Genomic DNA, 12932 nt, shown 5'->3' with positions numbered 1-12932 from the left:
CCTCGCCTCTCGGTGTCGTCCGGCCGGGACTCGCGGCACCGCGGGTCCGGGTTCCGCAAAGCGTGAGTCAACCCCGTCCGGCGCCGGCAAACCCTTAGTCTTCGCCGCCCGCCCGGCGGCCGGGCCGCGGAATGTAGGGGAATCACGGAAACGGCGTTGTTACGGTCGCGGCGGCCGTGTGCTCCCGCCGAGGAAAGGTGCTTCGCCATGAGCCGAGAACGGCGTCCGATCCTGTTCGTCAGCTCACCCGACAGCGGGCTGGTCAACTCCCTGCTCGTGCTGGCGGCGGAACTGTCCCGGCGCGGGGTCCCCGACGTCTGCTTCGCCACCTTCGACAACCGCCGCGCCGAGGTCGAGGCCATCGGAGCCGACGGCTCCGGCAGCCGGATCGAGTTCCGGTCGCTCGGGGCGCCGATCCCCGAGCTGTCGTCCGGGGAGTGGGACGACGAGACCTACCACGCGGTCACCCAGAAGTCCCGCTGGAAGGCCCACAAAGCACTGATGCGCCACACCTTCGACACCCGCTTCCGCGACCAGGCCTACCGCGCGCTCACCGAGATCGTGCGCGAGGTCGAGCCGGCCGCGATGGTGATCGACTCGCTGTTGCACGCCGGGTTCGAGCTGGCCGTGACGCAGCAGATCCCGCACGTCGTGAGCGTGCCGTTCTCGGTGAGCAACCACCTGACGAAGCTGCCGCCGGGCTTCCCCGTGCCGCACTCCGGGCTGCCGCTGGAAATGACCACCGGGCAGCGCCTGGCGAACGCGTGGTTCGGGTTCCGCCGCAAGGCGCTGTACTTCACCGATTCGCTGCTGCGCAAGCGGGTCGTCGAGTACGTCAAGGCCAACAAGGAGCTCGGCGTCTCGCGCCTGGCCGCCAAGTACACCTCCCGGATCGACGAAGCCGCGCTCGTGCTGGTCTACTCGCTCGCCGAGCTGGAGTACCCGGTCGACATCCCGGCGCACTTCCGGATGCTCGGCGCGATCGTGCCGCCGCTGCCGGAGCTGCCGGACGAACGGGACGTCAAGGGCTGGCTCGACCGGCACGAATCGGTCGTCTACATCGGATTCGGCACGGTCGTGCGGATGAGCGAGGCCGAGATCAAGGGCTTGGTCGAGGTCGCGCGGCGGCTCGAGGGCAAGCACGCCGTGCTCTGGCGGCTGCCCGCCCAGGCGTGGCACCTGCTGCCGCCGGCCGGCGAACTGCCGTCGAACCTGCGGGCCGAGAAGTGGCTGCCCTCGCAGCTCGACGTCCTCGCCCACCCGCACGTGCGCGCGCACTTCACCCACGGCGGCGGCAACGGCTACATCGAGAGCCTGTACTTCGGCAAGCCGCTGCTGCTGCGCCCGCTGTTCGTCGACGGCTACGACCAGGCCGTGCGCGCGCGGGACACCGGCGTCGGCCTGGTGGTCGAGTCGTCGCACGGCATCGACGCCGACGACGTCACCGCGAAGCTGACCGAGGTGCTGGAGAACCCGGCGTTCACCAGCAGGGCCCGGGAAATGGCGCGGCTGCAGCACGAGCCGGGCCGGGGCCGCGAGGGCGCCGCCGACGCGGTCCTCGCGCTCGTCGCCGGCACGCCGGCGACCGAGCCGGCCCGGTCGGGCCGGTGATCGAGGCCGCGGGCCTGGCCCGCACCTTCACCGCCGGCGGCCGGGCCCTCGCCGCGGTCCGCGGGGTCGACCTGCGGGTCGAGGCCGGCGAGATCGTGGCGTTCCTCGGCCCGAACGGCGCCGGCAAGACCACGACCATGCGGATGCTCACGACGTTGCTGCGGCCCACCGCCGGGCGCGCCCGGATCGCCGGCGCCGACCTGCTCACCGAGCCGAAACGCGTGCGGCGGCACATCGGGTACGTCGCCCAGGGCGGCGGCACGGTCGACGAGCGCAAGGTCGGCGAGGAACTGATGCTGCAGGCCCGCCTCTACGGGCTCAACAAGACCGACGCCGCCGAACGCGTCCGCGAAGTATCCGGCCAGCTCGGCCTGACCGGGCTGGAGGACCGGCTGACGTCGGCGATGTCCGGCGGCCAGCGGCGGCGGCTCGACCTGGCGCTGGGCATGGTGCACCTGCCGGTGGTGCTGTTCCTCGACGAGCCGACCACCGGCCTCGACCCGCAGAGCCGCGCCCACCTGTGGAGCCACATCCGGCGGCTGCGCGACGAGCAGGGCGTGACGGTGTTCCTGTCCACCCACTACCTCGACGAAGCCGACGCGCTGGCCGACCGCATCCAGGTGATCGACGACGGCGTGATCGTCGCCGAGGACACCCCGGAGGCGCTGAAGTCTCGGCTGCTCGGCGACGGCGTCGAGGTGACGGTGCCGCCGGAACGCGCGGACCACGCGGAACTGCTGGTGGCCGGGCTGCCCGGGGTGCGCGGGCTGCGCCGCGAGGACGCGACGCTGCGGTTCCAGGTCGCGCAGAGCGAGGAGGTGCTCTCGCCGCTGGTGCGGGCGCTGGACCAGCAGGACATCCCGCTGGTGACGCTGCGCGTGCAGCGCCCGACGCTCGACGACGTGTTCTTCGCCCTGACCGGCCACGGCCTGCGGGAGCAGACCCGGGAGGTGACCGATGCTGCGTGAAGCGATGCTGGTCTACCGCAGCGAGCTGGCGGTGACCCTGCGCAACAAGCCGTACCTGATGCTCGGCATGATCCAGCCGGTGCTGTACCTGGTGCTGTGCGGGCCGTTGCTGGCGGTGCTGGTCAGCCGGACGCCGGGCGTGCCGGCCCAGACGTCCTGGGTGGACCTGACCCCGGCGCTGATCATCCAGATCGCGGCGACCAACGGTGTGTATTGCGGGTTCGTCCTGCTCTCGGGCATCCGCGCGGGCGCCGTCGACCGGCTGCGGGTGACCCCGGCCAGCCGCACGGCGCTGAGCCTCGGCCAGGCCCTGCCGTCGGTGACGCTGTCGCTGGTGCAGGGGGTGATCATCCTGCTGCTGGCGAGCCTGGTGTTCGGCGTGGCGCTGAGCGTGGTGGGCGTGGTGCTGGTCCTGGCGATCACGGCACTGACCGCGCTGGGGATCGCCTGCTGCGCCAACGCGATCGTGCTGAAGCTGCGCAACGAGGACACGTTCTCCTCGATCGTCAACATCGTGATCCTGCCGCTGACGCTGCTGTCGGGCATCCTGCTGCCGATCACCCCGGACCGCGCGCCGATGTGGCTGTACGTGCTGTCGCGGCTCAACCCGCTGGCGTACGTGGTGGACATCAGCCGGGCGAGCTTCCGGGAGACCCTGCCGCTGGTGCCGACCCTGGTGGCCGCGGTGGTGATCATCGCGCTGACCGGGCTGGCGGTGCGGTGGAACTCGCGCACCTTCCAGTCGGTCGCCGCCTGATCGATCCCGTCGGAAACCGGGCCGGGGTTCGCCCCCGGCCCGGTTTCGTGTCTCCCGCGCAGGCATGAAGGCCACCCCGGGGAACCTGGAGTTCCCTGGAGTGGCCTTCACGCATGTCCCCGGTCAGTCGGTGCTCAGCTCCGAGTCGATCAGCCGGAACAGCTCGCCGTCGTCGGCGGAGTCCAGGGACTCCAGGAACTCGCTCTCCCCGCCGAGACGGTCGAGCAGCGCGCGCAGCCGCGTGGTCAGGAAGCCGACGGTCTCGGGAGCCAGTGCGGGATCGTCGGCCAGCGCCTCGAACCGGCTCAGCGACGACAGCACCTGCGCGGACGGGTCCGCCGGCTCCGGGCTCAGCAGCGCGAGCAGGTGCGTGCTCAGCGCCCGCGGGTTCGGGTGGTCGAACAGGACCGTCGCCGGCAGCGTCAGGCCGGTCGCGTAGCCCAGGCGGTTGCGCAGCTCCACCACCGTCAGCGAGTCGAAGCCGATCTCCGTGAAGCCGGTGTCCGGGTCGATCGCCGCCGGCGAGCCGTGGCCCAGGACGCTCGCCGCCAGCTCGCGGACCAGGCCGAGCAGCTCGCGGTCCCGGGCGTCCGGGGCCAGCTCGCCCAGGCGGGGGACGAACGACCGCACGCCGTCGGCGTCGATGCGGGCCGTGCGGCGGGTCTTCGGGACCAGGTCCCCCAGCACCGGCGGGACGATGTGGCCGCGCAGCACCGCCGGGTCCAGGCCCACCGGGACCACCACCGCGGCCGGGGACGCGACCGCGGTGTCGAACAGCGCCAGCCCCTCCTCCGGGGTGAACCGGCGCATGCCGGACTTCGCCAGGCGCTGGGCGTCGACGTCGGCGAGCGCGCCCGCCATGCCGTCCTCCTGCGCCCACGGGCCCCACGCCAGCGACACCGCCGGCAGGCCTTCGGCGCGACGCCGGGCCGCCAGCGCGTCGAGGAACGAGTTCGCCGCCGCGTAGTTGCCCTGGCCGACGCCGCCGAGCAGGCCGCTCGCCGACGAGTACAGGACGAACGCGGCCAGGTCGAGCCCGCGGGTCAGCTCGTGCAGGTGCCAGGCGCCGTCCACCTTGGGGCGCAGCACCTTCTTCAGCCGGGCCGGGGTCAGCGAGCCCACGACACCGTCGTCGAGGACGCCCGCCGCGTGCACGACCGCCGTCAGCGGGTGGCCTTCCGGGACGGTCGAGAGCAGGTCGGCGACGTCTTCGCGGTCGGCGGTGTCGCACGCCGCGACGCGCACGTCCGCGCCCAGGCCCTTCAGCTCGGTGACCAGGTCCGCCGCCCCCGCGGCGCCGAGGCCCCGGCGGCCGGTGAGCAGCAGGTGCCGGACGCCGTGGTGGGTCACCAGGTGGCGGGCCAGCAGCCGGCCGAGGCCGCCGGTGCCGCCGGTGACGAGGACCGTGCCGTCCGGGTCGCCGAAGCCGGGTTCCGGCTGCGGCACCGCCGGCGCCCGGACCAGCCGGGCGCGGTGCGGCACGCCGTCGCGCACCGAGATCTGCGGTTCCCCGGAAGCGACGGCCGCGTCGGCCGCGTCGGCCGCGTCCCCGTCGACCAGCACGAACCGGCCCGGGTTCTCCGACTGCGCCGCCCGGACCAGGCCCTGCACAGCCGCGGCCGCGGGGCCGCCGCCGGTGCGGAACACGACCTGGACGTCGTCGGCGGCGAGGAAGTACTGCAGCTGGTCCAGCACCAGCGCGGTGGCGCGGTGGGTGGCGGCGACCGGGTCGCCGCTCGTGTCCACTCCGACGACGGCCACGCCGCCGTCCTTGGCCGCGGCCACCAGCGCGGCCAGGTCGGTCGCGTCCTCGCCCAGCACGGCGAACCGCCGGCCGGTCGGCGCGACCTCCGGCAGCGGGGTCCACTCGAGGTGGAACAGCGAGTCGTGCCCCTGCTGCCGCGGCGGCGTGGCGGCCGCCCCGAACGACACGGCTTCCGCGGACGCGACCAGTGCGCCGGTGGCGTCGGTCAGGGTGAGGGTGACCGTGTCGCCGGTCCGGCGGAGGTGGACCCGCGCGGCCGCCGCGCCACCGGCGTGGAGCGCGAACCGCGTCCAGCCCGTCACCGGGCGAAGGGGCAGGTCCAGCAGCGTCACGGCCTGCAGCGCCGCGTCCAGCAGCGCCGGGTGCAGCCCGAAGGCGGCGGCGTCGTCCTGGCGCGACGCGGGCAGTGCCACTTCCGCGTAGACGTCGTCGCCCGAGCGCCACGCCGACCGCAGGCCGCGGAAGGCCGCACCGATCCCGGGGTGGTCCTCGTGGAAGCCGTCGAGGACCAGTTCGACCGCGGACGGCGGCCGGTCCGGGTCGATCGCCGGTTCCGGGGCGCCGGGGGCGAGCCGGCCGGCCGCGGTCCGCGTCCAGACCTGCTCACCGGCGGCTTCGGGCCGGGTCCAGATGGTCAGCTCCCGCGTCCCGGCGGGCGCTGCCGGGCCGACGACGACCTGCGCGTGCACCCCGCCGACCGGCGGCAGCGCGAGCGGGACCTCGACGGTCAGCTCTTCGAGGAGGTCGCAGCCGACCTCGTCGCCGGCGCGGACGGCCAGCTCGACGAACCCGGCCTCCGGGAACACGATCACGCCGCCGGCGGTGTGGTCGGCCAGCCACGGCTGCAGCTGCGGCGACAGCGCGCCGGTGAACAGGAACCCGCCGGACTCCGGCAGCGCGACCCCGGCGCCGAGCAGCGGGTGCTCCGCGGAGTGCAGGCCGGACAGGCGCAGGTCGCCGTGCGCGCCGTGGAAGCCTTCGGGCCAGTAGCGCTCCGGGGCGAAGGGGTACGTCGGGAGCGCGACCGGGCGCCCGCCGCCGAAGAACTTCGCCCAGTCCACCGGAACGCGGGCGTGGTGCAGCCGCGTCAGCGCGGTGACCAGTGTCCGGGGCTCGTCACGGACGGCGACCACTTCGCCGCCGGTGAGGTTTTCGGCCGCCATCGCGGCGGCGACGCCGTCCGGGCCGACGTCGAGGAACGTCGTCACGCCCGCTTCGGCCAGCGTCGTGACGGCGTCGGCGAACCGCACGGCTTCCCGGGCCTGCCGCACCCAGTACTCCGGCGAGGTGAAGTCGGCGTCCCCGGCGACGGTCGAGACGAGCGGGATCGACGGCGCCGCGAGGTCCAGCCCGGCCACGACCCGGCCGAACTCGGCCAGGGCAGGTTCGATGAGCGGCGAGTGGAAGGCGTGCGACACGGCGAGCCGCTTGGTCTTGGCGAAGTGCTCCCCCACCGCGAGCACGGCGGCTTCGGTGCCGGAGACGACGATCGAACGCGGGCCGTTGACGGCGGCGATCACGACGTCGTCGCCGAGCAGCGGGGTGACTTCTTCTTCGCTCGCCACCACGGAAAGCATCGCGCCGCCCGGCGGCAGGGCCTGCATGAGCCGGCCGCGCGCGGCGACCAGCCGGCACGCCCCGGCCAGGCTGAACACCCCGGCGACGTGCGCGGCGGCGATCTCGCCGACCGAGTGCCCGGCCAGCTGATCGGCGGTGACGCCCCACGACTCCAGGAGCCGGAACAGCGCGACTTCGAACGCGAAGATCGCCGCCTGCGCGTACTGGGTCCGGTTGAGCAGTTCGGCGTCCTCGCCGTGCATGACCTCGCGCAGCGGGCGGTCGAGTTCGACGTCGAGGTGGGCGAGGACGGCGTCGAGCGCGTCGGCGAACAATGGGTAGGTGGCGGCCAGTTCACGGCCCATGCCGAGGCGCTGGCTGCCTTGCCCGGCGAACAGGATCGCGAGCTTGCCTGCCGGCCCGGCCGCGGTCGGCCCGTCGAGCTCGCGCAGCCCGGCCAGCAGCGACTCCCGGTCGGTCGCGACGACCGCGGCCCGGTGGTCGAAGTGCGTGCGGGTCGTGGCCAGCGCGGCGGCGAGATCCGTGAGATCCGGTTCGGTGGCGAGGAAGTCCGCGATCCGCGCGGCTTGGGCGGCGAGCCGCTCCGGGGTCCGGGCGGAGAGGAGGACCGGCACCGGGCCGGCCACCGAGGCGGGAAGCACCTCGGTGGCCTCGGCCTGTTCGAGGACGACGTGCGCGTTGGTGCCGCTGACACCGAACGACGACACCGCCCCGCGGCGCGGTCGCCCGGTTTCGGGCCACGCGCGTTCCTCGGTGAGCAGCGAAACCGCCCCGGCCGTCCAGTCCACTTGGGACGTCGGCTCGTCGAGGTGCAGGGTCTTCGGCAGGACGCCGTGGCGGATGGCCTCGACCATCTTGATCACGCCCGCGACGCCGGCAGCCGACTGGGCGTGCCCCAGGTTCGACTTGATCGAGCCGAGGAGCAGGGGCTCTTCCCGGTCCTGGCCGTAGGTGGCGAGCAGGGCCTGGGCTTCGATCGGGTCACCCAGCGACGTGCCGGTGCCGTGCGCCTCGACGGCGTCCACGTCCGAAGTGGACAGTCCGGCGGCGGCGAGGGCCTGGCGGATCACGCGTTGCTGCGAGGGGCCGTTGGGGGCGGTGAGGCCGTTGGAGGCGCCGTCGGAGTTGACGGCGGTGCCGCGCAGCACGGCCAGCGGCGGGTGTCCGTGGCGGCGCGCGTCGGACAGCCGTTCCAGCAGCAGCAGGCCGGTGCCCTCGGCCCAGCCGGTGCCGCCCGCGGTCTCGGCGAACGACCGGCAGCGGCCGTCCGGGGCGAGGCCGCCCTGGTAGCTGAACTCGACGAAGGCGCTGGGCGTCGCCATCACGGTGACCCCGCCCGCGACGGCCAGCGAGCACTCGCCGGCGGCCAGCGCCCGCGCGGCCATGTGCAGCGCGACCAGCGAGGACGAGCACGCGGTGTCGACGGTGACCGACGGGCCTTCCAGGCCGAACAGGTAGGAGATCCGGCCGGACAGCACGCTGGTGGCGGCGCCGGTGAGCAGGTGCCCGGCCAGTTCCGGCGGCGGCGAGTAGCCGTTGCCGGAGCCGCCGACGTAGACGCCGGTGGTGCTGCCGCGCAGGTCTTCGGGGTCGACGCCGGCGCGTTCGAACAGCTCCCACGCCACTTCGAGGAGCTGACGCTGCTGCGGGTCCATCGCCAGGGCTTCGCGCGGCGAGATGCCGAAGAAGCCGGCGTCGAAGTTCGCGACGCCGTCGACGAAGCCGCCCTCGTGGACGTAGGACGCGCCGTCGCGCAGGCCGAGCAGGTCCCAGCCGCGGTCGCCGGGGAACTCCGTGATCGCGTCGGTGCCGTCGGCGACCAGGCGCCACAGGTCTTCGGGCGAGCGGACGCCACCCGGATAGCGGCAGCTCATGCCGACCACGACGATCGGGTCGCCGTCCACCACCCCGGCCGCGACCGGGGCCGTCACCTGGTCGTCGTCGCCGAGCAGTTCGGTGGCCAGGAACCGGGCGACGGCGTCCGGGCGCGGGTGGTCGAAGACCAAAGTGGACGGCAGGGTGAGACCGGTGGCGGCGTTGATCCGGTTGCGCAGTTCGACCGAGGTCAGCGAGTCGAAGCCGAGTTCCTTGAACGGGCGGCGCGGTTCGACCGCCGCCGCGCCCGCGTAGCCGAGCAGGCCGGCGACCTGCTCGCGGACCAGGTCCAGCAGCAGGGTTTCCCGCTCGCGCGGGTCGGCCTCGCGCAGGCGGCCCAGCAGGGCCGAGGTCGAGGTGACGTCGGCGCCGGGCGCCGCGTCGAGCGCCCGTACCTCGGGCAGCTCGTCGAGCAGGGTGCCGTCGCGCCGCGAGGTGACCGCGGGGACGAACCGGTCCCACCGGACGTCGGCGAGCACGACGGCGGTGTCGTCGTGGGCGACGGCCTGGCCGAGCGCGAGCAGCGCCTGCCCGACCGGCAGCGGCGGAAGGCCGCGGGCGCGCAGGAACCCGGCGGTTTCGTCGTCTTCGGCGACGCCGGTGTCCGCCCAGGCACTCCACGCGATCGCGGTCGCCGTCCGGCCGCGGTCCCGCCGGTGCCGAGCGAGCGCTTCGAGGCCGGCGTCGACGGCGGCGCGGTCGCGCTGCCCTTCGGCCCCCCACACCGCGCTCACCGACGTGAACAGCACGAACGCTTCCAGTTCGGTATCGGCGAGGGCCTCGTCGAGGCGGACGGCGGTGGCCCACGCGCCGGGGTCGCCGGTCATCCCGGCGGTGTGCACGACGGCGGTCAGCGGCCGGTCCCCGGGAACGTCGGTCACGACTTCGGCACCGCACTCGGTGACCCACTCGGCGACGCGCGCGCCGAAGCCTTCGCCGGCGCCGGTGACCAGCACCGTGCCGTGCGGGCGCCACGGCTCGGCGGCGCCTCCGGCCGCGGCGTGCACGAGCCGGCGGCCGAAGAGCCCGGACGCCCGGACGGCGACCTGGTCTTCCGGGCCGCCGAGGGCGGCGGCGAACCGGGCCGCCGCCCGCTCGTCGAGGGTTTCGGGCAGGTCGATCAGGCCGCCCCAGGCCCGCGGGTGCTCCAGGGCCAGGACGCGCCCGGCGCCCCACAGCGCGGCGCGGGCCGGGTCGGCGAGCGGGTCCGACCGGCCGACGGACACCGCGCCGCGGGTGACGGCCCACAGCGGCACCACCGGATCAGTGGCGGCGAGGAACTCCACCAGCGCGGCGGTCATGGTGAACGTCGTCCCGTCGAGCTCCAGGAACGAGACGACGCCGGCGTACTCGCCGTCGAGGCCGTCCCGGAGGACGCCGACCGGGTCGGCGTCCGGCGCCACCACCAGGCGGTCGGCGTCGAGGGGGATGTCCAGGCCTTCGGGCACCAGCGCGAGCCAGCGACCGGCCGCGGGCGCGCCCGCGGGCAGCGGCTTCCAGGTGACGCGGTGGCGCCAGCCGTCCACCACGGACTGCTCGCCGCGGCGGCGGCGCCACGACGACAGCGCGGGCAGCACCCGGGTCAGCGCGTCCGCTTCGACGTCCAGGGTGCTGCTGAGGCTACCGAAGTCGGCGTCGTCGACGGCGGTCCAGAATTCGGCGTCAGCCGGGTCCGCGCTGCTCACCGAGGCGGGCTCGGGCCAGTAGTTCTCGTGCTGGAAGGCGTAGGTCGGCAGCGGGACGACCCGTGCGCCCTCGGCCAGCAAGCTCGCCCAGTCCGGGCTGACCCCGCGGACGTGGGCCTTGGCCACCGACGTCAGGAACCGGTCGAGGCCGCCGTCGGTGCGGCGCAGCGTCCCGGTGACGACCGCGCGGGCACCGGCGTCCTCGGCGATCTCCTGCAGCGGCACGGTGAGCACCGGGTGCGAGCTGATTTCCAGGAAGGCGTTGTACTGGAGGGAAAGCAGCTCTCGAATGGCTTCTTCGAACCGGACGCGCTGCCGGAGGTTCCGGTACCAGTAGCCGGCGTCCATCCGGGTCGTGTCGAGCCAGTCACCATCCACCGTGGAGAAGAACGGGATCTCCGACGGCCGCGGCCGCAGCCCGGCGAGCGCGGTCGCCAGCTCGCCGGAGATCAGCTCGACGTGCGCGGAGTGCGAGGCGTAGTCGACGTCGATGCGGCGGGCGCGCAGGCCGGCCGCGGTCAGCTCGGCGAGCAGCTCCTCCCCCGCGGCCGGGTCGCCGGCGACGACGACCGACGACGGGCTGTTGACCACGGCGACCGACAGCCGGCCCGCGAACCGGCCGAGGCGGGCTTCGACATCGGCCGCGGGCACCGAGACCGACAGCATCATCCCGGCGCCGGCGAGCCGCCGGGCGATGGCCTGGCTGCGCAGGGCGACCACGCGGGCGGCGTCGGCGAGATCGAGCGCGCCGGACACGCAGGCCGCGGCGATCTCGCCCTGGGAGTGCCCGACGACGGCGTCCGGCGTGATGCCGTGGGCCTGCCACAACGCGGCCAGCGCGACCATCACGGCGAAGGACGCGGGCTGCACGACGTCGACGCGGTCGAGCGGGGCCGCGCCGCGCAGGGTTTCGGTCAACGACCAATCGGTGTACGGGGCCAGTGCGGCCTCGCACTCGGCGATCCGGGCGGCGAACACCGGCGACTCGTCGAGCAGCCGGGCTCCCATGCCCGCCCACTGCGCGCCCTGGCCGGGGAAGACGAACACGACCCGGCCGTCGACGTCGGCGACGCCGGTGGTGACCGCCGGGCCCGGGGTGCCGGAGGCCAGCGCGGCCAGGTCGGCGCGCGGGTCCTCGGCGACGATCACGGCCCGGTGGTCGAGCGCGGCCCGCGACTTCGCCAGGGACCACGCCACGTCGGCCGCCGGCGCGTCCGCGGTTTCGAGGTGGTCGCGCAGGCGCGCGGCCTGCGCGGCGAGCGCGGCTTCGGTGCGTCCGGAAACGACGAAGGCGCGGACCCCGGGCCGCGCTTCGGTGGCGGGCCGTTCGGCGGGCTCGGGTTGTTCGAGGATCACGTGGGCGTTCGTGCCGCTGATGCCGAACGACGACACGGCGGCGCGGCGGACGCGCTCGGCCTCCGGCCAGGCGCGGTTTTCGGTGACGACCTCCACGGCCCCCGCGGTCCAGTCCACGTGGGACGAAGGCTCGTCGAGGTGCACCGACTTCGGCACCACACCGTGGCGCATGGCCTGGACCATCTTGATCACGCCGGCGACACCCGCGGCGGCCTGGGTGTGCCCGATGTTGGACTTCACCGAGCCGAGCAGCAGCGGCGTCGCCCGGCCCCTGCCGTACGTGGCCAGCAGGCTCTGCGCCTCGATCGGGTCGCCCAGCGGGGTGCCGGTGCCGTGCCCCTCGACGACGTCCACATCGGACGCTGCCAGGCCGGCGCTCTTCAGCGCCTGGCGGATCACCCGCTGCTGCGACGGCCCGTTGGGCGCGGTGAGCCCGTTGGACGCGCCGTCCTGGTTCACCGCCGAACCCCGCAGCACCGCCAGGACCTCGTGGCCGTGGCGACGCGCGTCCGAGAGCCGCTCCAGCAGGACGAGCCCGACGCCCTCGGCCCAGCCGACGCCGTCGGCGGCCTCGGCGTAGGACTTGCAGCGCCCGTCCCGCGCGAGCCCGCCCTGGGCGGAGAAGTCCACAAAGGACCCCGGAGTGGCCATGACGGTCACGCCGCCGGCGATCGCCAGCTCGCAGTCCCCGGCGCGCAGCGCCTGCGCCGCCCAGTGCATCGCCACCAGCGACGACGAGCACGCCGTGTCGACCGTGACGGCCGGGCCTTCCAGGCCGAGGGTGTAGGAGACGCGGCCGGACAGCACACTGCCCGCGGTGCCGACACCGAGGAAGCCGAGGGCCTCCTCGGGGAACTGCGCGCCCTGGCCGTAGTCGTGGTACATCACGCCGGCGAACACGCCCGTCCTGCTGCCGTGCAGCGAAAGCGGGTCGAGGCCGGCGCGCTCGATCACCTCCCAGGCGACCTCGAGGAGGTGCCGTTGCTGCGGGTCCATGGCCAGCGCTTCGCGCGGGGAGATGCCGAAGAGGCCAGGATCGAAGCGGCCCGCGTGGTCGAGAAAACCGCCTTCACGAACGTACGAACGTCCTCGTTCATCGCCGAACAGACCTCCCAGGTCCCAGCCCCGGTCTCCCGGGAACGCTCCGATGCCGTCGCCGCCGTCGAGCACGAGGTCCCACAGCCCCTCGGGCGAGGTGACCCCGCCCGGGTAGCGGCAGGCCATCGACACGATCGCCACGGGTTCCGGTTCCGCCGTTTCGAGCTCTTCGACGCGCTTGCGCGTCTTGGCCAGGTCGGCGGTGACCCACTTCAGGTACTCGACGAGCTTCTTGTCCT

The 12932-nt window shown here is 74.3% G+C and carries 4 protein-coding genes; 3 read left to right on the top strand and 1 reads right to left on the bottom strand.

Translation table 11 applies throughout. The annotated features are described in order from the left end of the window. Positions 1-207: 207 nt before the first annotated feature. The 3 genes from C2L59_RS11705 to C2L59_RS11695 are packed head-to-tail and all read left to right on the top strand — an operon-like array spanning position 208 to position 3336. Positions 208-1611 (top strand): glycosyltransferase, encoded by a 1404-nt coding sequence (locus tag C2L59_RS11705; RefSeq protein WP_103349566.1) that lies wholly within the window; start codon positions 208-210, stop codon positions 1609-1611. Then, positions 1608-2579, top strand: a complete 972-nt coding sequence (locus tag C2L59_RS11700; RefSeq protein WP_103349565.1) for an ATP-binding cassette domain-containing protein — start codon at positions 1608-1610, stop codon at positions 2577-2579. The genes C2L59_RS11705 and C2L59_RS11700 overlap by 4 nt, the downstream gene beginning before the upstream one ends. Then, a complete protein-coding gene (locus C2L59_RS11695; RefSeq protein ID WP_103349564.1) occupies positions 2569-3336 on the top strand; it encodes an ABC transporter permease in 768 nt (255 codons plus the stop codon). The genes C2L59_RS11700 and C2L59_RS11695 overlap by 11 nt, the downstream gene beginning before the upstream one ends. A 123-nt stretch (positions 3337-3459) precedes the next feature. Here the strand turns inward: C2L59_RS11695 and C2L59_RS11690 are convergent, their stop codons facing one another. After that, positions 3460-12909, bottom strand: coding sequence for an SDR family NAD(P)-dependent oxidoreductase (locus C2L59_RS11690; protein WP_370444731.1), 9450 nt, complete (start codon positions 12907-12909; stop codon positions 3460-3462). Positions 12910-12932: the final 23 nt, after the last annotated feature.

This window comes from Amycolatopsis sp. CA-128772 (genome assembly GCF_002904295.1).
In the GTDB taxonomy this organism is placed as follows: domain Bacteria; phylum Actinomycetota; class Actinomycetes; order Mycobacteriales; family Pseudonocardiaceae; genus Amycolatopsis.
Note: the sequence above shows the minus strand (reverse complement) of the source record. Positions and strands in the feature narration are given on the sequence as shown.